Source organism: Rhizobium sp. R635 (genome assembly GCF_002211285.1).
Lineage (GTDB): Bacteria > Pseudomonadota > Alphaproteobacteria > Rhizobiales > Rhizobiaceae > Rhizobium.
This window is the reverse complement of record NZ_LOKX01000033.1, coordinates 225,065-248,255: the sequence shown is the minus strand read 5'-3', so window position 1 is coordinate 248,255 and position 23,191 is coordinate 225,065. Positions and strand designations below refer to the sequence as shown.

Genomic DNA, 23,191 nt, shown 5'->3' with positions numbered 1-23,191 from the left:
TCGATAGCCCCATCTCCGATTCGCCTATCTTATCCCAGCGGCAAGACGCTTTGCCACGGCGAAGAGGAATGTTATCTGGCAGCCTCCATCCGGAGCAAGGGACTACGATGAGTCATGAATTGAAGCCATGGAGCGTGACGGCAAGCCGCATCACCTATGAGGATCGCTGGATCCGGCTTCGCAGCGATGATTGCGTTACCGCCGAAGGGACCGTCGTCGCCCCATTTCATGTGCTCGATTATCCCGACTGGATCAACGTCATCCCATTGATGCCCGATGGACGCATTCTGCTGACGCGGGAATACCGGCATGGCTGCGGTGAGATCATACTCGGTCTCGTCGCCGGTGGCGTCGAACCCGCTGACATCGAGGCCGGCGATGCGGCGATGGCGGCAGCGCGGCGTGAACTGCGGGAAGAGACCGGCCATGAAGCCTCTAGCTTCCTCAAGCTGCTCACCTCTTATCCGAATGCCGCCAACCACAGCAACATCGTCACGAGCTGGCTGGCGCTTGGCGTGAACAGAACAGGCGAACCCCGGTTCGACCCCGGTGAGAAAGTCGACATGCTGTTTGCCGATCTTGGCGATATCCTTGCCGACCTGCGGTCCGGCGCCGTCATCATGCAGTCGATGCATGTCGCGGCCCTTTATGCGGCGGAAAGCTGGCTTCGCATGCACGCATCCGAGGGCTTGAAATGAACGCCGCTCCGGGAGAACCTGTTCGGGCTTGGTCGGCGCGCAGTTGATCCGGCGCGGTCTTCTAGGCTAGAGGACGAAAAACCCCGACAGAGATGCGGAAGAGCACGTTGAAACAAAGAGAACGCCGGCCGGGCCAGAAGAAGACATCGGGTCCCGCTGGTGAAAGCCGCAGGGACGATCGGGCCGGCCGGTCGCCGAAGCCCGTCCAGCGGCCCGTGGCCGCCCGCGAAACGGTTCGCGAGACCGCAGCGCCGGCCGCGGTCTCGCGCCCTCTGATGACGCGCAGCGGCGAGCGTCCGGCCGAACGCGTGCCCGTCATCCTCGAATCGCTCGGGGCCGGCGACTTCCACCTGATCGACAGCGGCAACGGCCAGAAGCTGGAGCAATACGGCCCCTATCGCATCATCCGCCCGGAGGGTCAGGCGCTGTGGCAGCCCTCGCTGCCCTCCCACATCTGGGAAAAGGTCGATGCCGTCTTCACCGGCGATACCGACGAGGAAGGCACCGGCCGCTGGCGCTTCCCGAAGGAGGCGCTCGGCGAGACCTGGCCGCTCAACCTGCTCGGCGTCGATTTCCTCGGCCGCTTCACCTCCTTCCGTCACGTCGGTGTCTTTCCCGAGCAGATCGTGCACTGGAACTGGATGAAAGAGCAGGTCGAAAAGGCAGGCAGGCCGCTGAAGGTGCTGAACCTCTTCGGCTATACGGGCGTCGCCTCGCTGGTTGCCGCGGCAGCCGGCGCCGAAGTCACCCATGTCGACGCCTCGAAGAAGGCGATCGGCTGGGCGCGCGAGAACCAGGCGCTCGGGCGCATGGAAAAGCTACCGATCCGCTGGATCTGCGAGGATGCGATGAAATTCATCCTGCGCGAGGAGCGCCGCGGCAGCCAGTACGACATCATCCTCACCGATCCGCCGAAATTCGGCCGCGGCCCGAACGGCGAAGTCTGGCATCTCTTCGAGCATCTGCCGCTGATGCTCGACATCTGCCGCGAGATCCTGTCGCCGAAGGCGGCCGGCCTGGTGCTGACGGCCTATTCGATCCGCGCCAGCTTCTATTCGATCCACGAGCTGATGCGCGAGACGATGCGCGGCGCCGGCGGCGTGGTCGAATCCGGCGAGCTTGTCATCCGCGAGGCGGGTACCGACGGCAGAACGCAGGGCCGCGCGCTTTCCACCTCCCTCTTTTCCCGCTGGGTGCCGAAATGAGCAAAGACTTCCACGATCAGGGACCGCGCAGGGTCGGCCAGGTGAAGGAAGTCACCTCGCTCGCCAATCCGATCATCAAGGACATCAAGGCGCTGACGAACAAGAAGTCGCGGGAGGAGAGCGGCACTTTCCTGGCCGAAGGACTGAAGCTCGTCATCGACGCGATCGAACTCGGCTGGACGATCCGCACGCTCGTCTATGCCAAGGCCGCCAAGGGCAAGCCGCTGGTCGAGCAGATGGCGGCAAGGACGGTCGCCGCCGGCGGGCTCGTGCTCGAAGTCAGCGAGAAGGTGATCGCCTCGATCACCCGCCGCGACAATCCGCAAATGGTCGTCGGCATCTTCGATCAACGCTGGAAGCCGCTGAAGGATATCCGGCCGAAAGACGGCGAGACATGGGTGGCGCTCGACCGCGTGCGCGACCCCGGCAATCTCGGCACCATCATCCGCACCGCCGATGCAGCCGGCGCTTCCGGCGTCATCCTGGTCGGAGAAGCAACCGATCCCTTCTCGCTCGAAACGGTGCGCGCCACCATGGGATCGGTGTTCGCCGTTCCGGTCGCGCGGGCGACGCCGGAGGAATTCATCGCCTGGCGGAAATCGGCCGGCGTTTCCATCGTCGCGACGCATCTTGCCGGTGCGGTCGACTACCGCACGATCGATTACAGGAAAAAGCCGGTCGTGCTGCTGATGGGCAATGAGCAGTCCGGCCTGCCGGACCAATTGGCCAAAGAAGCCGATGCGCTTGCGCGCATTCCGCAGCAGGGCCGCGCCGATTCCCTGAACCTCGCCATCGCCACCGCCGTCATGCTTTTCGAGGCGCGCCGCCATCTCCTCTCACTCGCCGAGGTCAAATGACCGAACAGACGCATGCACGTCCCGCGCTCTTTTCAAGGCCGGCGCCGATCCTCTTCTTCATCGTCGTCGCCGTTCTCATCGACCAGGTCGTCAAGATCGCCGTCGATCACTACCTGCCGCTGCAGGAAGCCGTTCCCATCATTCCGATGCTGGCGCTCTACCGCACCTACAATCTCGGCGTCGCCTTTTCGATGCTGTCGGGCATGGATGGCTGGTTCATCGTCGGCATGCGGCTCATCATCGTTGCTTTCGTCATCTGGCTTTGGTACCGCACCGACAAAGACCGCTGGCTCGCACATCTCGGTTATGCACTGATCATCGCAGGCGCGATCGGCAATCTCGTCGACCGTTTCGCTTATGGCCACGTGATCGATTACATCCTTTTCCACACCGAAAGCTGGTCTTTCGCGGTCTTCAACCTCGCCGACAGCTTCATCACCATCGGCGCGGGCTGCGTCATTCTCGACGAACTGCTGCTGCCGAAAAAGGCGAGCCGCTAAAATCTTATCGAATTCCTGAAGGCATTCGGAAGAGGCCTCATGTTATCCCGGTACCATGCAGAGTCTGGGACAGTTGCAGGAAAGATTGTCCGCCGCGTTCGGCGGGGCCGCCGCCAAGCCGCATGAAACGCGGCTGGAGGGCCTTCCTTCACTGTCGCGCGCATCGCAATCTCCGCAAGCCGGCGACGAGGAGAAGGGGCCCACTCCTGCAAGGGTTCTGCTGTTCTATTGGCTGGGCGGGGCCGGCCTTCTTGCCGCGACGATCCTGATGCTGCTCGGCCATGCCGGCGACCCGCTGCTCCTTTCGGGCGGCCTTGTCGTTCTCGGTCTTGCCGTCATCGCCAGTTATGCCGTCCTGATGGTCCGGCGCCGCCGGGCCGGGCAACGTAGGATCAAACCCCTGCCCGACTGGAACGATGGCGCAAAACTCTTCGCCGACGTGCACGATGTACTCGGCGACATCACGGTCAGCCGCACCATGGACCGGCGCATCATTTCCGCCAACGATACGTTTCGCCGCCTGACCGGGCGGCCGCGTCCGGAAGGACGGACCTGCGAGGAGATGGGGATTGCCTTCCGCCCCGGCCCGGTTCCGCACTGCTACGATGTCGAGATCTCGACACCGGAAGGTCAACGCATCTTCCTCTGGCGCGACGTCGTCACCCGTGATCCGGCAAACGGCCGGCTGCTGCTGCAAAGCGTCGCCCGGGATGTGACCGAGGAGCGCCTCGTCGCGCAGGCGCGCGAGGAAGCCCGGCAGAAGGCCGAATATAACAGCGCCGCCAAATCCAGGCTGCTTGCCACCGTCAGCCACGAGGTACGCACGCCGCTTTCGGGCATTCTCGGCATGACGCATCTGATCGCCGAAACCCGGCTGACGCAGGAGCAACAGAACTATCTCGCGAACATCCGCCAGTCCGGTCACGCGCTGACGCAGCTCGTCGAGGACCTGCTCGATTTCTCCACCATCGAGGTCGGCCGCTTCGAGCTGCATCTGCGCTCGGAATCCGTGCGCAAGCTCCTGGAAAGCGTCGTCGAAATGCTCGCCCACCGGGCGCATGAAAAGGGCATCGAGATCGGCGCCACGGTATCGTCCGACGTGCCCGAAAATATGAGCTTCGACCCGGCGCGCCTGCGCCAGGTGCTCTTCAACGTCATCGGCAATGCGGTGAAGTTCACCCAGGCCGGCGGCGTCTTCATCCGCGTCTCGCTCGACGCCGGCAATCTGCTGATCACCGTGGCCGATACCGGTCCGGGCATGACGGCGGAGGAGCTGGCGCGCGTCTTCGGCGAGTTCGAGCAAGGCGGGACCGTTGCGGAGAAGAGCAGCGGCACCGGGCTCGGCCTTGCCATCTCGGCCCGCATCATGCGCGAATTCGGCGGCGCGCTGACGGTCGCCAGCGAAAAAGGCAGGGGCAGCGAATTCACCATCCGCTTCCCCGTCGACATCGGCAGCGAGCGGCCCGACCGGCGCAACACACTGCTTGCCGGCAACAGCGTCGTGCTGCTGGCGCCTGCCGGGGCCGCGCGCGCTGCGATTGCCGAAACGATTACCGCGCTCGGCGGCCTCTGCCATCTCGTCAGCGACGGCGAGACGGCGCGTGCGACACTGCTCGGCATGGCCAATGGCAGCCGGGGACCGACCGATATCATCGTCGACCATCGCATGTCGGCGGAATTTTCCGCTCACCTGGCCGACCGCGCCGAAATCGCCGCACTTGGCCTGCGCAAGGTCCTGCTCGTCAATCCGGAGGAGCGCAGCGCCCATCCGCTCGACCTCTTCGATGCCTGGCTGATCCGGCCGCTGCGCGAACAGTCGCTGATCGACGTGCTGCGCGGGCGCATGCGAGGGATGGAGAAGCGCGACGCGCTGAACGACAACCAGCCGGGCTTCGGCCTTTCGCTGGCGGAGACGATGGTTGCGCGCAACGGGCTCAGCATCCTGCTCGGCGAGGACGATCCGATCAATGCCATGCTGGTCCGCGTCATGCTCGAAAAGGGTGGGCATAAGGTGCACCATGTCGAGGATTTCGAGACGCTGCTCGATTGCGCGCTCTGCGACGCAAGCGACCGGCCCGACATCATCATCAGCGATCTCTCGATGCCTGGCGGCAACGGCATCGACATGCTGGGGCGCCTGCGCGGCCATGAACGGAGGCTCGACCTTGCCCCGGTGCCGGTGATCGTGCTGACCGCCGACAAGAGCGACGAATCACGCCGCCAGGTTCTGCTCAACGGCGCCAACCGCGTCATGGTGAAGCCGGTCGACCCGGTGCGGCTGCTGACGGAAGTCCAGGCGGTCGCAGCACTTTCCGCCCGTCGGGCAGAGGCGCGGTAAGGCGCCGCGGGACCGGGACGCTTCTTGCGCCGGGAAATGCAATATGTCACTTTCCTGTCGTAGAGAAGTGTTTTATGGCGTCGATAAGCCGGCAACGGGAGAATCGCCATGTCCTCCATCGACATCCTGAATCGTGACACCACCGCGGAGGCTGCTCGGCCCTCGACGGCTGCTGCGCCGACGGAAGGCGATATCCTCGGCCGCATCGGCAACCTCGAAACCCGTCTCGCCCGCACGGCGCGCGAGATCGATGCGGCGCAGGCCGTGCGCTACCGCGTCTTCGTCGACGAAATGAAAGCGCAGCTGCCGCCGGAAGCCATGCGCCGCGAACGTGATTTCGATGCCTACGATGCTTTCTGCGACCATCTTCTCGTTCTCGACCGCTCGCTCGAGGGCGATTCCGAAGACCAGATCGTCGGCACCTACCGGCTGCTGCGCCAGGATGTCGCCCTTGCCAATGGCGGTTTTTATTCGGCTTCCGAATTCGAAATCGAGAGCCTGCTCGCCAAGCATCCGGACAAGCGCTTCATGGAACTCGGGCGGTCCTGCGTGCTGCCGGAATACCGCACCAAGCGCACCGTCGAGCTTCTGTGGCAGGGCAACTGGGCCTATGCGCTGAAGCATGGCATGAGCGCCATGTTCGGCTGCGCCTCCTTCCCCGGCGTCTATCTCGAAAGCCATGCGCTGGCGCTGTCCTTCCTCTACCATACTGTGCTGGCTAAGAACGAGTGGGCCGTCGGCGCCCTGCCGCATCTCGCCCGCAACATGGACCTGATGCCGGTCGAGGCCGTCAATCCCAAGCGGGCACTGATGGCGCTGCCGCCGCTCATCAAGGGTTATCTGCGCCTTGGCGCAATGGTCGGCTCCAGCGCGGTCGTCGATCATGCCTTCAACACGACCGATGTGCTGATCGTGCTGCCGATCTCCAGCATTTCCGACCGCTACCTGAATTATTACGGCGCCGACGCCGGCCGCTTCGCGAGCTGATACATACTACCCCGGGAGGGGCCGTCCAGATCGCCTTCTCGTGTCCGACGGGTTCTCTCCATACGCCGCCCGATAGATTGCCGAAAAACGGCCAAAGTGAAAGAACCCCCACTTCAAGCAGATGTCCCGCAACGGCTGTCGGTTCGAAGGATCGCGTAGATCCTCTCGGGCGGCCTGCAAGCGGATCGTCCTGAGATAGGCTGCCGGTGTCGTTCCCTTGAAGTCGCGAAAACCGACTTCAAGAGCGCGGATGGAAACGTTTGCCGCCTCCGCGACACTCAGCATCGTGAACGGCTGGGCGATGTTCGCATGCATGAATTCAATGGCTCGACGGACATGCTGCGGCGCTATCAGATGGATTTTCTTGTCGAGCAGATGCGAGAGCTTATGAGGAACCAGGCGCACCACGAGATCGGCAAGCGCCTGGCTGAGATTCGCCATGGCGATGGGCGAGTGAACGAGCGGCCCGTTGTTGCGCATGCCGATGACGATCGTCTGTACGAGATTGGCGACCAACTGTCCCGTTGCCGTGGAAAAATCGAGGATGGGCGCCAGCTCCATTGGCCCGATTGGGGGTCTCTCCAGTATGGCGGCAAAGGCCTGGGTTAGGACTGTCCAGTTCAGGCTGAGCGTGTCCGACCGGTGAGGCGCTGCCTGGATGGAAACCCATTCCGACTCGAGATTGTTCATCAACAGCAGCCGCCCGGGCGTCGCTTCGACCACCGTGCGACCAAACCCTACATTGAGGGCACCCATGCGCGGAACGACGATTGCCAGAGTTTCCGGCGTTCCATGCCCCGTTCTTGCACCCCAGTCGCCGGAATCCTGGTTGCTGACCAGCGACAACCGTTCATCACCCCAAAACCCGACCTTCCAGTCGAGCGGTTTCTCCCGGCCAGTGCGCCATGCGTCGAGCGACCCAAACCCCTTGGTCAGGGCCTCGACCATATCGTCGAAAGTTGCCCCCTGAAATCGGGCGGTGAAATCGAGGGATGCGTCTTCTGTCATGGAAACCAACCCGCTGATGAAATATTAAACAATTGAGCAGCGAAACCGTCAATTGCCCATCGCTTTTCCAAAGTCCGGGCGGGCAATTCATGCCGCGCATAAAAGTCTATCGTATCAAAAGTATGACTTATCGATAGTGCCCTGAACTCCTGAGGCGGGCGAGCCGAAACCTGTGGAGTCATCCAGAAAAAACCTGTGCCCGGCCGATGCGCTGTCGGCCGGGCACAGAATGCCACTCCTACGTGGAGAGGATAATATCTACGAACCGCCATAGGCGGCGATCGCCGCCATGTTGACGATATCGCTGTCCTTGGCGCCCATCGAGGTGATCTGCACCGGTTTGTCCAGACCGACGAGGATCGGGCCGATCACGGTGGAGCCGCCGAGTTCCTGCAGCATCTTGGTCGAGATCGAGGCCGAGTGGAAGGCCGGCATGACGAGCACGTTGGCCGGGCCGGAAAGACGGCAGAAGGGATATTGCTCCATCACCTTGCGGTTCAGCGCGACATCGGCCGCCATCTCGCCGTCATATTCGAAATCGACGCGGCGTCGATCGAGGATCTTCACCGCCTCGCGCACCCGCTCGGAACGTTCGCCCGAGGGATGGCCGAAGGTGGAATAGGCAAGCAGGGCGACACGCGGCTGGTAGCCCATACGGCGCGCGAGGCCGGCGGCCTCCTCGGCGATATCGGCAAGCTCCTCGGCCGTCGGCATGTCGTGCACCGCCGTATCGGCAACGAAGACCGTGCGGCCACGGCAAAGCGCCAGCGACACGCCGATGACGCGATGGCCGGGCTTCTCGTCGATGCAGCGGCGCACATCCTCGAGCGCCGTGGAATAGTTGCGGGTGATGCCCGTCACCATGCCGTCGGCATCGCCGAGCGCCACCATGGTGGCGGCGAAGTGGTTGCGGTCGTTGTGGATCAGGCGCTGGGCATCGCGGTGGAGATAACCTTTGCGCTGCAGCCTGGCATAGAGATAGTCGATATAGGCCTCGACGCGGGTCGAGATGCGGGCATTGACGATTTCCAGGCCCGACCGGTTGAGATCGATGCCGGCGCGTTCGGCCGTCGCGCGGATCAGGTCCTCGCGACCGAGCAGTATGGCGGTGCCGAGCTGCTGGTTGGCGTAGGAGAGCGCCGCGCGCAGAACCTGTTCTTCCTCGGCTTCGGCAAAGACGATCCGCTTCGGGCGGCGGCGAACGCGCTCGTAGAGGCTGGCGAGCGTCGAGGCGATCGGATCGCGGCGCGCCGAAAGCTCGCGGGCGTAACCCGCCATGTCGGTGATGACCTTGCGGGCGACGCCGCTCTCGATCGCGGCTTCCGCGACCGCCACAGGGATCGCAGAGATCAGGCGCGGATCGAAAGGAACGGGAATGATGTATTGCGCGCCGAAACGCGGCCGGTTGCCCTGATAAGCGGCGACCACGTCATCCGGCACGTCCTCGCGGGCAAGGTTTGCCAGCGCCTTGACGGCCGCGATCTTCATCGCGTCGTTGATGGTGGAAGCGCGGACATCGAGAGCGCCGCGGAAAATATAGGGAAAGCCGAGGACGTTGTTGACCTGGTTCGGGTAGTCCGAACGGCCGGTCGCCATGATGGCGTCATCGCGGATGCGGGCCACCTCCTCCGGCGTGATTTCGGGATCGGGATTGGCCATGGCGAAAATGATCGGCCGGTCCGCCATCGAGCGGATCATCTCGGCCGAGAAGGCGCCCTTCTGCGACAGGCCGAAAATGACGTCGGCGCCCTTCATTGCTTCTGCCAGCGTGCGCGTGTCGGTCTTGGCCGCATGCGCCGATTTCCACTGGTTCATGCCCTCGGTGCGGCCCTGATAGATGACGCCCTTGGTGTCGCAGAGGATGACATTCTCAGGCGCAAAACCCATCGCCTTGATGAGCTCGACGCAGGCGATCGCCGCAGCGCCGGCCCCGTTGCAGACGAGCTTCGTCGTCTTCAGGTCGCGGCCGGTCAGCTCCAGCGCGTTGATCAGGCCGGCAGCGGCGATGATCGCCGTTCCGTGCTGGTCGTCGTGGAAGACCGGGATGTCCATCAGCTCGCGCAGCCGGCTTTCGATGACGAAACAATCCGGCGCCTTGATATCCTCGAGATTGATGCCGCCGAAAGAAGGGCCAAGGAAGCGCACGCAGTTGATGAACTCGTCGACATTTTCCGTATCGATCTCGAGGTCGATGGAATCGACGTCGGCGAAGCGCTTGAACAGCACCGACTTGCCTTCCATGACCGGCTTGGAGGCGAGCGCGCCGAGATTGCCGAGGCCGAGAATGGCAGTGCCGTTCGATATGACGGCGACCATGTTGCCGCGCGCGGTATAATCATAGGCCGTCTGCGGATCGGCGGCGATCGCCTTGACCGGAACGGCGACACCCGGCGAATAGGCGAGCGAGAGGTCCCGCTGAGTCGCCATCGGTTTGGTCGGGTTGATCTCCAGCTTGCCGGGGCGGCCCATGGCGTGAAATTCGAGCGCCTCCTGGTCGGTCACAGAGGTCACCGGCCGGTCTTTCTTATCGATATCGGGCATAAATCCTCCAACGTCCTGTGGGCGACGCTTCGCTCTTCCTCAAATGCAGTTGTCATCTATAGCGGCGCGCGGATAGGGTTGGCACCTGTTTTTTTGGGAAAAACTGCACCTCCGTGAACGCACGAATAGATACCGGGAATGAAGCCTTTTCGGCTGCCGAGCTCGCCACGGCGGAAAGCCGTGCCTCGGCGACGCCGATGATGGAGCAATATATCGAGATCAAGGCGAACAATCCGGATTCGCTTCTGTTCTATCGCATGGGCGATTTCTACGAGCTGTTCTTCGAGGATGCGCTCGAAGCCGCCCGCGCGCTCGGCATCACGCTGACGAAACGCGGCCAGCACATGGGCCAGGATATCCCGATGTGCGGCGTTCCCGTGCATGCGGCCGACGACTATCTGCAGAAGCTGATTGCGCTCGGCTTCCGTGTCGCCGTCTGCGAGCAGATCGAGGATCCGGCCGAAGCCAAGAAGCGCGGCGGCAAATCCGTCGTCAAGCGCGACGTCGTCCGCTTGGTCACGCCCGGCACGATCACCGAAGAGAAGCTGCTTTCGCCCTCGGAATCCAACTATCTGATGGCGCTGACCCGCATTCGTGGTGCGGCCGAGCCCTTGCTGGCGCTCGCCTGGATCGATATTTCCACGGGCGTCTTCCGGCTGGCCGAGACCGAAGCCTCGCGCCTGCTTGCCGATATCCTGCGCATCGATCCGCGCGAACTCATTCTTCCCGATACGATCTTCCACGATCCCGAACTCAAGCCCGTCTTCGACGTGCTCGGCCGCACCGCCGTGCCGCAGCCGGCCGTGCTCTTCGACAGCGCCAGCGCCGAAGGCCGGATCGCGCGGTATTTCGGCGTCGCGACACTCGACGGCTTCGGCACCTTCTCGCGCGCCGAACTCGCAGCGGCGGCAGCGGCCGTCGCCTATGTCGAGAAGACGCAGATCGCCGAGCGGCCGCCGCTCGGAAAACCGGAGCGGGAAAGTGCGGCCTCGACGCTCTTCATCGACCCGGCTACCCGCGCCAATCTGGAACTTGCCCGCACGCTGTCGGGCGATCGCAACGGTTCGCTGCTCAAAGCGATCGACCGCACCGTCACCGGCGGCGGGGCGCGTCTTCTTGCCGAGCGGCTGATGTCGCCTCTCACCGATCCCGCCCGCATCAATGCGCGGCTCGATTCGATCGGCTTCCTGATCGACGAACCTTTGCTCTGCGGCAATCTGCGCGACACCTTCAAACACGTGCCCGACATGCCCCGCGCACTCTCCCGCCTTGCGCTCGACCGCGGCGGACCGCGCGACCTCTCGGCAATCCGCCAGGGCCTGCAAGCCGCGAACGGCCTTGCGGATTTGCTCGGAAAGGCGATGCTGCCGGAAGAACTCGGCGAGGCGCTGTCCGGCCTGAAAGCCCTGCCCGCAAGCCTGGAAAACCTGCTAGCCGAGACGCTCGCCGAGGAATTGCCGCTGCTGAAACGCGACGGCGGCTTCCTGCGCGACGGTGCCAATGCCGAGCTCGACGAAGTCCGAGCGCTGCGCGACCAGTCCCGCCGCGTCATCGCAGGCCTGCAACTGCAATATGCCGAGGAAACCGGCATCCGGTCGCTGAAGATCAAGCACAACAACATTCTCGGCTATTTCATCGAAGTGACCGCCGGCAATGCCGGGCCGATGACGGACACGACCGAAGCGAAGGCCCGCTTCATCCACCGCCAGACGATGGCGAGCGCCATGCGCTTCACCACGACCGAGCTTGCCGATCTCGAAAGCCGCATCGCCAACGCCGCCGACCGGGCGCTTGCGATCGAACTCGAAGCCTTCGACAGGATGACGGCGGCCGTCGTGGCTGAAGCCGAGGCGATCAAGGCAGGCGCGAGGGCGCTTGCCGTCATCGACGTCGCCGCGGGTCTGGCGCTGCTCGCCGAGGAACAGGCCTATTGCCGCCCACAGGTCGACGGCTCGAAGATGTTCGCGATCGAAGGCGGGCGCCACCCCGTCGTGGAGCAGGCGCTGCGGCGCCAGGCGGGCGGCCCCTTCGTTGCCAATAATTGCGACCTCTCGCCGAAAACGGGCGACAAGGACGGCGCGATCTGGCTGCTGACCGGCCCTAATATGGGCGGTAAGTCGACCTTCCTGCGCCAGAACGCACTGATATCGATCATGGCGCAGATGGGCTCCTTCGTGCCGGCGACCTCGGCTCATATCGGTATCGTCGACCGGCTCTTCTCGCGCGTCGGCGCATCGGACGATCTGGCGCGCGGGCGCTCCACCTTCATGGTGGAGATGGTGGAAACGGCGGCGATCCTCAACCAGGCGAGCGATCGTTCGCTCGTCATCCTCGACGAAATCGGCCGCGGCACCGCGACCTTCGACGGCCTGTCGATCGCCTGGGCAGCCGTCGAGCACCTGCATGAGGCCAATCGCTGCCGCGGCCTCTTCGCCACGCATTTCCACGAACTGACCGTGCTTTCGGAAAAGCTTGGCCGGCTATCGAACGCCACGATGCGCGTCAAGGAATGGGACGGCGACGTCATCTTCCTGCACGAGGTCGGGCCGGGTGCGGCGGACCGCTCCTACGGCATCCAGGTCGCCCGCCTTGCCGGGCTTCCGGCCTCGGTCGTGGCGCGCGCGCGCGACGTGCTCACCCGCCTGGAAGATGCCGACCGCAAGAACCCGGCGAGCCAGCTGATCGACGACCTGCCGCTTTTCCAGGTGGCGGTGCGCCGCGAGGATACCGCCCGCGGCCCGTCCAAGGTCGAGGAGGCGTTGAGGGCGATGAGCCTCGACGACATGACGCCGCGCGAGGCGATGGACGCGCTTTACGACCTCAAGAAGAAGCTGAAATAGGAGCGCTGCCCATGTTCATGGAGAAGCTCGTTCGTGAAACTGAGCGCCTCTCGCTCATCTGCTCCATGCTCGACACGATGCGGCGCGCCGACGAGGACCGCAATGCGCGCGGCTGGACCTCGCCGATCGGATTGCTGAAAATCACACGCTCTTGCGCTATGATCTGCGAACTCGCGACCTCGATCGCCAAGGCGGGTTATCGCGAATGCGACAGGCAAACGCTGGAGGAGATCCTGGGCGAGACCCGGCAAGTGCTGTACTCGCTGCATGCGCAGACCGCCGCTTGAGGCTTTTCGGGAAAGCCGGTGGGCTTTCCCAACCCAGCGTCTTGCGTCAAAGCGTCCCGCATTGCAGCATGGCAACACCATTTCGCCAAATTTAAAGGTTCTTGCAGTATTCAGGCCCGTGTCATCCACGGGCAAAGAGGCTATAGCGCATGCAGATGAAACAAGCGGAAAGCCCTGAACCGGCAGCCCGGCATGAACAGGAAACCGCCCCTGTGGCAGCGATGCGCGACCTCGATTTCTCCCAGATCCTCGACGCCGAACTGCTGCAGAAGCAGTGCCACGCCGTCGCCGAAGCCAATCGCAACCGGCCCGATGTCATGCGCGCCGATCTTCTCGCGGTGCTGAAGAAGGCGAGTGTGGAAGGCCGGCAGAAGGCGCGCGCGGCGCTGATGGCCGACGGCGGCGGGCTCAATTGCGCCTACCGGATTTCCTGGCTGCAGGATCAGATCATCACCGTCCTCTACGATTTCGCCACCACCCATATCTTTCCGCAGCAGAAGGACAAGTTCGCGGTCACCGCCGTCGGCGGCTACGGCCGGGACACGCTGGCGCCGGGCTCCGATATCGACCTGCTCTTCCTCTTTCTGCCGAAGCCGGCGGAAGAGACGCACAAGGCGGTCGAATTCATGCTCTACGTGCTCTGGGACATGGGCTTCAAGGTCGGCCATGCCACCCGCACGGTGGACGAATGCATCGCGCTTTCCAAGTCCGACATGACGATCCGCACCGCCATCCTGGAGATGCGCTACATCTGCGGCCTGCAACGGCTGGAGACCGAGCTCGAGGCGCGCTTCGACAAGGAAATCGTCACCGGCACCGGCCCGGAATTCATCGCCGCCAAGCTTGCCGAGCGTGATGAACGCCACCGCAAGGCGGGCGACACGCGTTATCTCGTCGAACCGAACGTCAAGGAAGGCAAGGGCGGGCTTCGCGACCTGCACACGCTGTTCTGGATCTCGAAATATTATTATCACGTGCGCGACCAGGCGGAGCTGGTCAAGCTCGGGGTGCTGTCGAAGCACGAGTACCGGCTGCTCGAGAAAGCCGACGATTTTCTCTGGGCGGTGCGCTGCCATATGCACTTCCTGACCGGTAAGGCCGAAGAGCGGCTGTCCTTCGATATCCAGCGTGAGATCGCCGAAGCCTTCGGCTATCATACCCGCCCCGGCCTTTCGGCCGTCGAGCGTTTCATGAAGCACTATTTCCTCGTCGCCAAGGATGTCGGCGATCTCACGCGCATCCTGTGCGCCGCGCTCGAAGACCAGCAGGCGAAGTCGATCCCCGGTCTCACCGGCGTCATCAGCCGCTTCACCCACCGCAACCGCAAGATCGCAGGCAGCGTCGAATTCGTCGAAGACCGCGGCCGTATTGCGCTCGCCGACGCCGACGTCTTCAAGCGCGATCCGGTCAGCATCCTCAGGCTCTTTCACGTCGCCGACATCAACGGGCTGGAATTCCATCCGGATGCGCTGAAGCGCGTCACCCGCTCACTTGCGCTGATCGACAACAGCTTACGGGAAAACGACGAGGCGAACCGCCTCTTCATGTCGATCCTGACCTCGAAGCGCGATCCGGCGCTGATCCTGCGCCGTATGAACGAGGCCGGCGTGCTCGGCCGCTTCATCCCCGAATTCGGCAAGATCGTCGCGATGATGCAGTTCAACATGTATCACCACTATACGGTCGACGAACATCTGATCCGCACGGTCGACGTTCTCTCCGAGATCGACAAGTCGCGCTCCGAAGATCTGCATCCGCTCGCCAACAAACTGATATCCAATATCGAGGATCGCGAGGCGCTTTACGTCGCCGTTCTCCTCCACGACATCGCCAAGGGCCGGCTGGAGGATCACTCGATCGCCGGCGCCCGCGTCGCCCGCAAACTCTGCGCCCGCTTCGGCCTGTCGCAGAAGCAGACCGAGATCGTCGTCTGGCTGATCGAGGAACATCTGACCATGTCGATGGTGGCGCAGACCCGCGACCTGACCGACCGCAAGACGATCACCGATTTCGCCGACCGCGTGCAGTCGCTCGACCGGCTGAAGATGCTCCTGATCCTGACGATCTGCGATATCCGCGCCGTCGGCCCCGGCGTTTGGAACGGCTGGAAGGGCCAGCTTCTGCGCACGCTCTATTACGAAACCGAGCTGCTGCTCGCCGGCGGCTTTTCGGAGGTTTCCCGCAAGGAGCGGGCCAATGCCGCCGCCGAGGCGCTGCATGCCGCCCTCGCCGACTGGAGCCAGAAAGACCGCAACACTTATACCAAGCTGCACTACCAGCCCTACCTGCTTTCCGTGCCGCTCGAAGACCAGGTCCGCCACGCCCATTTCATCCGCCAGGCCGATAAGGCGGGCCAGGCGCTCGCCACGACGGTGCGCACCGACAGTTTCCACGCGATTACCGAAATCACCGTGCTGTCGCCCGACCATCCCAGACTGCTAGCCGTCATCGCCGGGGCCTGTGCGGCAGCCGGCGCCAACATCGTCGATGCGCAGATCTTCACGACATCGGACGGGCGAGCGCTCGACACGATCCATGTCAGCCGCGAATTTGCCGACGATGCCGATGAATTGCGCCGCGCCGCCACGATCGGACGGATGATCGAGGACGTGCTGTCCGGCCGCAAGCGCCTGCCCGAGGTGATCGCCACGCGCGCGCGCAATCGCAAGAAAAGCAAGGCCTTCGTCATTCCGCCGTCGGTCAACATCACCAACAGCCTGTCGAACAAGTTCACCGTCATCGAGGTGGAATGCCTCGACCGGCCGGGCCTCTTGTCGGAGATAACAGCCGTGCTCTCGGATCTGTCGCTCGACATCCAGTCGGCCCGCATCACCACCTTCGGCGAAAAGGTGATCGACACCTTCTACGTCACCGATCTTGTGGGACAGAAGATTTCAGGCGACAGCAAGCGCGCCAACATCACCGCCCGGATGAAGGCCGTCATGGCCGAAGAGGAGGACGAGCTGCGCGAGCGCATGCCCTCCGGCATCATCGCGCCCGCCGCCACCGCCCGGACATCGACCTCCACCGACAAGAAAGCCGGTTCTCCCGCATGAGCCTATACGCATGAGCCTCGTCAAGAAATTCGCGACCGTCGGCGGCGCAACCCTCGGCAGCCGCATCTTCGGCTTCGCCCGTGAAACGCTGATGGCGGCGGCGCTCGGCACCGGGCCGATGGCCGACGTGTTCTACGCCGCCTTCCGTTTTCCCAACCTCTTCCGCCGGCTGTTTGCCGAAGGCGCCTTCAACGCCGCCTTCGTGCCGCTCTTCGCCAAGGAGATAGAGGCGAACGGCACGGATGGGGCCAAGCGCTTTTCGGAAGAAGTCTTCGGCGTTTTGTTTTCGGTGCTGCTCCTCATCACCATCGTGATGGAGCTCTCCATGCCGCTCCTGGTGCGCTTCGTCATTGCGCCGGGTTTCGCCGACGATCCCGAGAAATTCTCGATCACGATCCGCATGGCGGCCGTGATGTTTCCCTATCTCATGTGCATGTCGCTGACGGCGATGATGAGCGGCATGCTGAATTCGCTGCATCATTTCTTCGCCGCCGCCATCGCCCCCGTCTTCCTCAACGTGGTGATGATCGGAGCGCTGTTTTATTCGCTCTATACCGGCGCCGATCCGCTGGCGACCGCCTGGTATCTCTCCTGGGGCGTTCTTGCCGCCGGTATCCTGCAGCTCGCCGTCGTCTATGTCGGCGTGCTTGCGGCCGGCATGAGCATCGGCTTCCGCTTCCCGAAGATGACGCCGAATGTCAAGCGGCTGCTGATCCTTGCGGTGCCGGCCGCCGTGACCGGCGGCATCACCCAGATCAACCAGCTGATCGGCCAGGCGATCGCCTCCTCCCGCGACGGCGCGATCGCAGCGCTGCAATATGCCGACCGCATCTACCAACTGCCGCTCGGCGTCGTCGGTGTGGCCGTCGGCGTGGTGCTTCTGCCGGAGCTTGCCCGGGCGCTGAAGGGCGGCAACCTGCGCGAAGCCGGAAACCTGCAGAACCGCTCGATCGAATTCGTGCTGTTTCTGACCATCCCGGCCGCCTTCGCGCTGTGGATTCTCTCCGACGAAATCATCCGCGTGCTCTATGAGCGCGGCGCCTTCCATCAGGAAAACACCCTCGTCGTCGGCTCGATCCTTGCCATTTACGGCATCGGCCTGCCTGCCTTCGTGCTCATCAAGGCGTTGCAGCCCGGCTTCTATGCCCGCGAGGACACCAAGACGCCGATGCGCTTTTCGGCGATCGCGGTTGCCACCAACTGCGCCACCGCGCTGACCCTCTTCCCCTATATGGGCGCGCCCGGCATCGCCGTTGCCGAAGCCACCGCCGGCTGGATCAGCACCGTGCTGCTGTTCACCACGCTCCTGCGCCGCGGCCATCTGACATGGGAATGGGCGCTGGCAAAGCGCACCGCGCTGCTGGTCGTCGCCGCCGCGGTGATGGGTGCGGCCATCGTCTTCCTCAAGCAGTACTTTGCCCCCTGGCTTGCATCAGGCGCGCCGCTTCTGACCAAGATCGGCACCCTCGGGCTGCTGATTGCGATTTCCATGCTGGTCTATTTCGCCGCCGCCTTCCTGATCGGCGGGGCCGATCTCGGCATGATCCGGCGCAATCTGAACCGCAAGCCGGTTCCGGCAAAGGACGCGTAAACTCTAACAATCAACCCATCGCCTCTGCGGCCCGACGTCGACATGAACGATGCCGTTGCAATAGCTGCCGATGCCGCCGATGCCGGGGGCGCTTTTCGCCGCGGCGATGATGGTGCGTTCCGACAGGCCCGGTATCCTGATATCAGCCGCCAGGCATTTTCCATGCAAGGAACCGTGACGGCGGGGACGCGGCCTGTGACCGGACGTTATCATCGGGCGGCGTCCTGTTTTCGCGGCGATATGCGACAGGACCGCTCTCAAGCGTTCGGGGAAACAACCGGCGCGGACGCTGACGGTCTGGACGGTATAGGCGAGGCGCGCCTCATGCTTTGCAAGATGAATGGCCGGCCGCTTGGTGTCTTGACCGGCCGCACCGGTTGCTGATTGTAAGGCGAAAAGGCCTGCCATGGCGAGCAAACTGGCGTTCCGCATGGTCCCTCCGATCGTTTGCCCCATCGACCCGTCGGGCCGGCAACGCGAGTGAGGATTCTCAGTTCAAAAAAAGCTTTTCTGTGAAATTTTATACTCAATTATAACTAAGCAACCTGATCAATTTGGCTTAAAATCCAGCACAAAGCTGTTCTGAAATGGAATAAACGTCCAAACAGGAGGTCAACATGGCAATTCAGTCTCTCTTCCTCATCACCCTTGTCGTCGACGATTACGACCGCGCCAAGGCCTTCTATTGCGACGCTCTCGGTTTTAGTTGCCTGCAGGACGAGCGGCAGCCGGAGGGCAAGCGCTGGGTAGTCGTCAAGCCCAAGGGCGGGAATGGCGCCGCCTTTCTGCTGGCGCAGGCGGCAAACGATGCGCAGCGGGCGGCGATCGGCAATCAGACCGGCGGCCGTGTGGGCTTCTTCCTAAAGACCGACGATTTCGCGCGCGATCATGCCGAAATGCTCGGCGCCGGCGTACGCTTTCTGGAAGAGCCGCGACATGAGGTTTATGGCACGGTCGCGGTCTTTGCGGATCCCTATGGCAACACCTTCGATCTGATCCAGCATGCCACAGCCTGAACCCCTTGATTGCGACGGGTTGCCCGTGCATAAGCCGCGGCGTTAGCAACACAGGCGAAAAAAGCCCGCTGCATAATTGAAGTGTTACAGCGTCCTTTGCGCGTCTGAAAAGACGCGCGGCGCTGTAGGCCCTCCACCAGCCTATTGAGGACGACATGAGCGAATTCAAGAAACTCGTATTCTCCGGCGTGCAGCCGACCGGCAATCTGCATCTCGGCAACTATCTCGGCGCGATCCGCCGTTTCGTGGCGCTGCAGGAAGGCAATGACTGCATCTACTGCGTCGTCGACATGCATGCGCTCACCGCCCAGCTGGTGCACGAGGACATGCCGAGCCAGACGCGCTCGATCGCCGCCGCCTTCATCGCCGCCGGCATCGATCCGGAAAAACATATCGTCTTCAATCAGTCGGCCGTGCCGCAGCATGCGGAACTCGCCTGGATCTTCAACTGCGTCGCCCGCATCGGCTGGATGAACCGCATGACGCAGTTCAAGGACAAGGCCGGCAAGGACCGTGAGCAGGCCTCGCTCGGCCTCTACGCCTATCCGAGCCTGATGGCCGCCGACATTCTCGTCTATCGCGCCACCCACGTGCCTGTCGGCGAAGACCAGAAGCAGCATCTGGAGCTTGCCCGCGACATCGCGATGAAGTTCAACCTCGACTACGCCGAACATATCCGCAAGAGCGGCTACGGCGTCGACATCACCGTCGGCGACGAGCCGGTGCATGCCTATTTCCCGATGGTCGAACCGCTGATCGGCGGACCGGCGCCGCGCGTCATGTCGCTGCGCGACGGCACCAAGAAAATGTCGAAATCGGACCCCTCCGACCTCTCGCGCATCAATCTGATGGATGACGAGGAGGCAATCTCGAAGAAGATCCGCAAGGCCAAGACCGATCCGGACGGTTTGCCGAGCGAAATCGACGGGCTGCAGGGCCGTCCCGAGGCCGACAATCTGGTGGCGATCTATGCCGCGCTCGCCGACAAGTCGAAGGCGGACGTGCTTGCCGAATTCGGCGGCCAGCAATTCTCCGTCTTCAAGCCGGCCCTGGTCGACCTGGCGATCCACGTGCTCGCGCCGATCACCGGCGAGATGCGCCGGCTGATGGACGATACCAGCCATATCGACGCCATCCTGCGCAAGGGCGGCGAGCGTGCGAGAGCACGCGCCGAGGTGACGATGAGCCAAGTGCGCGACGTCATCGGCTTCCTTTACTAGGCAGCCTTCCCTTCTCGTACTAGGCAGCCTGCTCTTCTCGCTCGGGGAACTCTCCCTGAGCGGGGAGCAAAAACTGGGGCTTGCAAATTTTCCGCTTCGGGTGTCAGAGTCCGCGCCATGGTATCGAAGCGACTCTCACGGCTCGAAGGTCATCGCCGCAAATTCATGGCGGTCATCGACGGTACACCCGAATGCCAGCGCGCCGTTCATTATGCCGGCCGGCGCGCGAAGAATTCCAATGGCGGCCTCGTGCTGCTTTACGTGATCCCCGAGGGCGATTTCCAGCAATGGCTCGGCGTCGAGGAGATCATGCGGGCCGAAGCGCGCGAGGAAGCCGAGGCTGTTGTCGCCAAGATCGCCCAGATCGTGCGCGAAACGATCGGCATCGAGCCTGAGGTCGTCATTCGTGAAGGCAGTGCGGCCGAGCAGATCAACGCCGTGATCGAGGAAGACCGCGATGTGGCGATCCTGGTTCTCGCCGCCGGCTCGGCGAAGGAAGGTCCCGGCCCATTGGTTTCGTCGGTCGCCGGCCGTGCGGCAGCCTTCCCGATCCCGGTCACCGTGCTGCCGGATACGCTGACCAACGAGGAAATCGACGCTCTCTGCTGAGAGTATTTCTTGAGTACAAGTCTCTTGATTAGAGCCCCTATTGGGCTTATCTTCTTTTGAAGAATTCTAAAGACGGCCGAGGTCACGAGCCCGCCGCATGGAGAACCAGATGTTTATTCAGACCGAAGCCACGCCCAATCCCGCCACGCAGAAATTCCTGCCGGGCAAGGTTGTGATGGAAAACGGCACGGCCGAATTCCGCAGCGCCGAAGAGGCGGAGGCCTCGCCGCTTGCCGCGCGCCTGTTCGACATTCCCGGTGTGACCGGCGTCTATTTCGGCTACGACTTCATTTCCGTCTCCAAGGACAATGCCGAATGGCAGCATCTTAAGCCGGCTATCCTTGGCTCGATCATGGAGCATTTCATGTCCGGCAAGCCCGTGATGGGCGATGCTTCCATCCTCTCCGAAGATGCCGATGCGGGTGAGGAATTCTTCGACGAGGGCGATGAGTCGATCGTGCTGACCATCAAGGAGCTTCTGGAGACCCGCGTGCGCCCGGCCGTTGCCCAGGACGGCGGCGATATCACCTTCCGGGGCTTCAAGGACGGCAAGGTCTATCTGAACATGAAGGGTTCCTGCTCCGGCTGCCCGTCTTCGACGGCAACGCTGAAGCACGGCGTCCAGAACCTGCTGCGCCATTTCGTTCCGGAAGTGCAGGAAGTGATTGCCGCTTAAAAAGCCCGAATTTGCTCCGGCCGTTCATCTAGAGTTCGGCCGAGCGGATTTATGAATAGGCGACAATAGTTTATTCGGAAATTGATGGCATGATCGTTCTGGCGCTCGACACGGCAGGTGTGGATTGCGCTGCCGCTGTCTATGACAGCGGCAGGAATACGATGCTGGGGGAGGCATCGGACATGATCGGCAAGGGGCATGCTGAACATCTGATAGGAATCGTCGACCGCGCGCTGGATCAGGCGGGATTGACGCTTTCGGACATCGACCGCCTTGTCGTCACCATCGGCCCCGGCTCCTTTACCGGTATCCGCGTCGGCGTTGCCGCAGCCCGCGGTTTTGCGCTCTCCCTCGATGTGCCTGCCGTTGGCATCACCACGCTCGAAGTCATGGCATCCGCCCAACGCGAGAAGACGCCTCACCGCGCCGTGCTTGCGGCGATGGACGCCAAACGGGACGAAATCTACCTTCAGCCCTTTGCAGCCGACGGCTCTCCGCTCGACGAACCGCGGGCGTTGAGTGTGGAGCAAGCACAGGCTTTCGCCGCCGGCTTCGAAGGCGAAATCACCGGTTCGGCGACGCCGCTTCTCCGGCCCGATGCCGACGGCGACCACGCCAATAAATTCCCGATCTCCCTTGTGGCGCGCCTCGGCGCTGCCGCCTCCCCCGATGCCGGAAAGCCGAAGCCCCTTTATCTGCGCGGACCCGATGCCAAACCGCAGGCCGGGTATGCGATTGCGCGACGAGTATGACGATGCTGGAAGCCTATCTGACGCTGAAGCCCGAATTCGAAATCATCGCCATGGAGCGCGAGGATTGCCGCGATGTCGCCGCCCTGCACGGCGAACGCTTCGCCCGCCCCTGGGGGGACGGCGAATTCCACAGCCTGCTTTCGCAGGAGACCGTGTTCGGTTTCGTCGCCCGCCAGACCAATGCCATCCTGCGGAAGCCGCTCCCGGGCTTCATCCTCGCGCGTGAGGTCGCCGGCGAGGCGGAGATCCTGACGATCGCCGTGCAGGCGAAGGCCGCCCGCTCCGGCCTCGGCTGGCGGCTGATGCAGGCGGCCATGCGGGAAGCGCGGGCGCGCGGCGGCGAGAACATGTTTCTCGAAGTCGACAACGGCAATACGGCAGCGCTCGGCCTCTATCGCAAGCTCGGTTTCGAAAAGGTCGGCGAGCGTCAGGGTTACTACAAGCAGGAGAACGGCGCCCTTTCCACGGCGCTTGTCATGAAGCGCGTTCTTCGGTAGTTCCCTTGCAGCGAGACAATATGCAGGCCGGCGCAAACGCCGTGCGGCATTGTCGAAAGACGAATATCTCTAAAGGCGGGCCATGACCGATGTAGCCAAGACCCTTGAGGAGCTTTGCACCGAACGCGGCATGCGCATGACCGAGCAGCGCCGCGTGATCGCGCGCATCCTCGAAGACTCGCAGGACCATCCTGACGTCGAAGAACTTTACCGCCGCTCGGTGAAAGTCGATGCGAAGATTTCGATTTCGACCGTCTACCGCACCGTCAAGCTGTTCGAAGATGCCGGCATCATCGCCCGCCACGACTTCCGCGACGGACGCTCGCGCTATGAAACGGTGCCGGAAGAGCATCACGACCACCTCATCGACCTGAAGAACGGCACCGTCATCGAATTCCGTTCGCCGGAGATCGAGGCGCTGCAGGAGCGGATTGCCCGCGAGCACGGCTTCCGGCTCGTCGACCACCGCCTGGAGCTCTACGGCATTCCGCTGAAGAACGAAGATCACTGAAG

The 23,191-nt window shown here is 63.0% G+C and carries 20 protein-coding genes; 17 read left to right on the top strand and 3 right to left on the bottom strand.

Annotated features, from left to right (window positions below; all coding sequences use genetic code 11):
- The first annotated feature begins 107 nt into the window (after positions 1-107).
- The 6 genes from ATY78_RS22555 (at position 108) to ATY78_RS22530 (ending at position 6,585) form a co-directional block, all read left to right on the top strand.
- Positions 108-698: an NUDIX hydrolase gene (locus tag ATY78_RS22555; protein WP_088684520.1), complete on the top strand. Its 591-nt coding sequence runs from the start codon at positions 108-110 to the stop codon at positions 696-698.
- 107 nt (positions 699-805) lie between these two features.
- On the top strand, positions 806-1,903 hold the full coding sequence (locus ATY78_RS22550) for a class I SAM-dependent methyltransferase (RefSeq protein ID WP_088684519.1): 1,098 nt from the start codon (positions 806-808) through the stop codon (positions 1,901-1,903).
- Entirely contained in the window at positions 1,900-2,760 is an 861-nt protein-coding gene (locus ATY78_RS22545; RefSeq protein WP_088684518.1) for an RNA methyltransferase, read from the top strand. Before ATY78_RS22550 ends, ATY78_RS22545 begins: the two co-directional genes overlap by 4 nt.
- The gene (gene lspA, locus ATY78_RS22540; RefSeq protein WP_088684517.1) at positions 2,757-3,260 is read left to right on the top strand and encodes a signal peptidase II; all 504 of its coding nucleotides are present in this window, start codon (positions 2,757-2,759) and stop codon (positions 3,258-3,260) included. Before ATY78_RS22545 ends, lspA begins: the two co-directional genes overlap by 4 nt.
- A 55-nt stretch (positions 3,261-3,315) precedes the next feature.
- Positions 3,316-5,598: an ATP-binding protein gene (locus ATY78_RS22535; RefSeq protein WP_088684516.1), complete on the top strand. Its 2,283-nt coding sequence runs from the start codon at positions 3,316-3,318 to the stop codon at positions 5,596-5,598.
- A 108-nt stretch (positions 5,599-5,706) separates the two neighbouring features.
- Positions 5,707-6,585, top strand: coding sequence for a GNAT family N-acetyltransferase (locus tag ATY78_RS22530; protein WP_088684515.1), 879 nt, complete (start codon positions 5,707-5,709; stop codon positions 6,583-6,585).
- A gap of 6 nt (positions 6,586-6,591) precedes the next feature.
- On the opposite strand, the gene ATY78_RS22525 is transcribed toward ATY78_RS22530, so the two are convergent.
- Positions 6,592-7,593: an AraC family transcriptional regulator gene (locus ATY78_RS22525; protein ID WP_088684514.1), complete on the bottom strand. Its 1,002-nt coding sequence runs from the start codon at positions 7,591-7,593 to the stop codon at positions 6,592-6,594.
- Between the two features lie 258 nt (positions 7,594-7,851).
- Positions 7,852-10,134 (bottom strand): NADP-dependent malic enzyme, encoded by a 2,283-nt coding sequence (locus ATY78_RS22520; RefSeq protein WP_088684513.1) that lies wholly within the window; start codon positions 10,132-10,134, stop codon positions 7,852-7,854.
- 113 nt (positions 10,135-10,247) lie between these two features.
- Here ATY78_RS22520 and mutS point away from each other — a divergent pair, with 113 nt between their 5' ends.
- From mutS to murJ, 4 genes are all read left to right on the top strand, one after another.
- The gene (gene mutS, locus ATY78_RS22515) at positions 10,248-12,974 is read left to right on the top strand and encodes a DNA mismatch repair protein MutS (protein ID WP_088684512.1); all 2,727 of its coding nucleotides are present in this window, start codon (positions 10,248-10,250) and stop codon (positions 12,972-12,974) included.
- A gap of 11 nt (positions 12,975-12,985) precedes the next feature.
- A complete protein-coding gene (locus tag ATY78_RS22510) occupies positions 12,986-13,261 on the top strand; it encodes a hypothetical protein (protein ID WP_088684511.1) in 276 nt (91 codons plus the stop codon).
- A gap of 149 nt (positions 13,262-13,410) precedes the next feature.
- Positions 13,411-16,317 (top strand): [protein-PII] uridylyltransferase, encoded by a 2,907-nt coding sequence (locus tag ATY78_RS22505; RefSeq protein WP_088684510.1) that lies wholly within the window; start codon positions 13,411-13,413, stop codon positions 16,315-16,317.
- Between the two features lie 10 nt (positions 16,318-16,327).
- Positions 16,328-17,908 (top strand): murein biosynthesis integral membrane protein MurJ, encoded by a 1,581-nt coding sequence (gene murJ / locus ATY78_RS22500; protein WP_088684509.1) that lies wholly within the window; start codon positions 16,328-16,330, stop codon positions 17,906-17,908.
- A 3-nt stretch (positions 17,909-17,911) separates the two neighbouring features.
- On the opposite strand, the gene ATY78_RS22495 is transcribed toward murJ, so the two are convergent.
- On the bottom strand, positions 17,912-18,340 hold the full coding sequence (locus ATY78_RS22495) for a DUF882 domain-containing protein (RefSeq protein WP_088684508.1): 429 nt from the start codon (positions 18,338-18,340) through the stop codon (positions 17,912-17,914).
- 185 nt (positions 18,341-18,525) lie between these two features.
- Between ATY78_RS22495 and ATY78_RS22490 the strand changes: the two genes are divergently transcribed.
- From ATY78_RS22490 to ATY78_RS22460, 7 genes are all read left to right on the top strand, one after another.
- Complete coding sequence (locus tag ATY78_RS22490) at positions 18,526-18,924, top strand: VOC family protein (protein WP_088684507.1); 399 nt, start codon at positions 18,526-18,528, stop codon at positions 18,922-18,924.
- Between the two features lie 155 nt (positions 18,925-19,079).
- Positions 19,080-20,144: a tryptophan--tRNA ligase gene (gene trpS, locus ATY78_RS22485; RefSeq protein WP_088684506.1), complete on the top strand. Its 1,065-nt coding sequence runs from the start codon at positions 19,080-19,082 to the stop codon at positions 20,142-20,144.
- A gap of 117 nt (positions 20,145-20,261) precedes the next feature.
- Positions 20,262-20,753: a universal stress protein gene (locus ATY78_RS22480; protein WP_088684505.1), complete on the top strand. Its 492-nt coding sequence runs from the start codon at positions 20,262-20,264 to the stop codon at positions 20,751-20,753.
- A 109-nt stretch (positions 20,754-20,862) separates the two neighbouring features.
- The gene (locus ATY78_RS22475; RefSeq protein ID WP_088684504.1) at positions 20,863-21,429 is read left to right on the top strand and encodes a NifU family protein; all 567 of its coding nucleotides are present in this window, start codon (positions 20,863-20,865) and stop codon (positions 21,427-21,429) included.
- A gap of 89 nt (positions 21,430-21,518) precedes the next feature.
- Entirely contained in the window at positions 21,519-22,181 is a 663-nt protein-coding gene (tsaB, locus tag ATY78_RS22470) for a tRNA (adenosine(37)-N6)-threonylcarbamoyltransferase complex dimerization subunit type 1 TsaB (RefSeq protein WP_088684503.1), read from the top strand.
- Complete coding sequence (locus ATY78_RS22465) at positions 22,178-22,678, top strand: N-acetyltransferase (RefSeq protein ID WP_190237507.1); 501 nt, start codon at positions 22,178-22,180, stop codon at positions 22,676-22,678. The genes tsaB and ATY78_RS22465 overlap by 4 nt, the downstream gene beginning before the upstream one ends.
- Positions 22,679-22,760: 82 nt before the next feature.
- A complete protein-coding gene (locus ATY78_RS22460) occupies positions 22,761-23,189 on the top strand; it encodes a Fur family transcriptional regulator (RefSeq protein WP_088684501.1) in 429 nt (142 codons plus the stop codon).
- The last annotated feature ends 2 nt before the right edge of the window (positions 23,190-23,191 follow it).

Excerpts from the sequence above, each read along its gene's own strand:
- ATY78_RS22465 (WP_190237507.1), top strand. The coding sequence starts at position 22,178 with ATGACGATGCTGGAAGCCTATCTGACGCTGAAGCCCGAATTCGAAATC.
- trpS (WP_088684506.1), top strand. The coding sequence starts at position 19,080 with ATGAGCGAATTCAAGAAACTCGTATTCTCCGGCGTGCAGCCGACCGGC.
- lspA (WP_088684517.1), top strand. The coding sequence starts at position 2,757 with ATGACCGAACAGACGCATGCACGTCCCGCGCTCTTTTCAAGGCCGGCG.
- tsaB (WP_088684503.1), top strand. The coding sequence starts at position 21,519 with ATGATCGTTCTGGCGCTCGACACGGCAGGTGTGGATTGCGCTGCCGCT.
- ATY78_RS22535 (WP_088684516.1), top strand. The coding sequence starts at position 3,316 with ATGCAGAGTCTGGGACAGTTGCAGGAAAGATTGTCCGCCGCGTTCGGC.
- ATY78_RS22525 (WP_088684514.1), bottom strand. The coding sequence starts at position 7,593 with ATGACAGAAGACGCATCCCTCGATTTCACCGCCCGATTTCAGGGGGCA.
- ATY78_RS22555 (WP_088684520.1), top strand. The coding sequence starts at position 108 with ATGAGTCATGAATTGAAGCCATGGAGCGTGACGGCAAGCCGCATCACC.
- ATY78_RS22475 (WP_088684504.1), top strand. The coding sequence starts at position 20,863 with ATGTTTATTCAGACCGAAGCCACGCCCAATCCCGCCACGCAGAAATTC.
- ATY78_RS22490 (WP_088684507.1), top strand. The coding sequence starts at position 18,526 with ATGGCAATTCAGTCTCTCTTCCTCATCACCCTTGTCGTCGACGATTAC.
- ATY78_RS22495 (WP_088684508.1), bottom strand. The coding sequence starts at position 18,340 with ATGCGGAACGCCAGTTTGCTCGCCATGGCAGGCCTTTTCGCCTTACAA.
- ATY78_RS22505 (WP_088684510.1), top strand. The coding sequence starts at position 13,411 with ATGCAGATGAAACAAGCGGAAAGCCCTGAACCGGCAGCCCGGCATGAA.
- ATY78_RS22510 (WP_088684511.1), top strand. The coding sequence starts at position 12,986 with ATGTTCATGGAGAAGCTCGTTCGTGAAACTGAGCGCCTCTCGCTCATC.
- ATY78_RS22545 (WP_088684518.1), top strand. The coding sequence starts at position 1,900 with ATGAGCAAAGACTTCCACGATCAGGGACCGCGCAGGGTCGGCCAGGTG.
- ATY78_RS22530 (WP_088684515.1), top strand. The coding sequence starts at position 5,707 with ATGTCCTCCATCGACATCCTGAATCGTGACACCACCGCGGAGGCTGCT.
- ATY78_RS22460 (WP_088684501.1), top strand. The coding sequence starts at position 22,761 with ATGACCGATGTAGCCAAGACCCTTGAGGAGCTTTGCACCGAACGCGGC.
- ATY78_RS22520 (WP_088684513.1), bottom strand. The coding sequence starts at position 10,134 with ATGCCCGATATCGATAAGAAAGACCGGCCGGTGACCTCTGTGACCGAC.
- murJ (WP_088684509.1), top strand. The coding sequence starts at position 16,328 with ATGAGCCTCGTCAAGAAATTCGCGACCGTCGGCGGCGCAACCCTCGGC.
- ATY78_RS22480 (WP_088684505.1), top strand. The coding sequence starts at position 20,262 with ATGGTATCGAAGCGACTCTCACGGCTCGAAGGTCATCGCCGCAAATTC.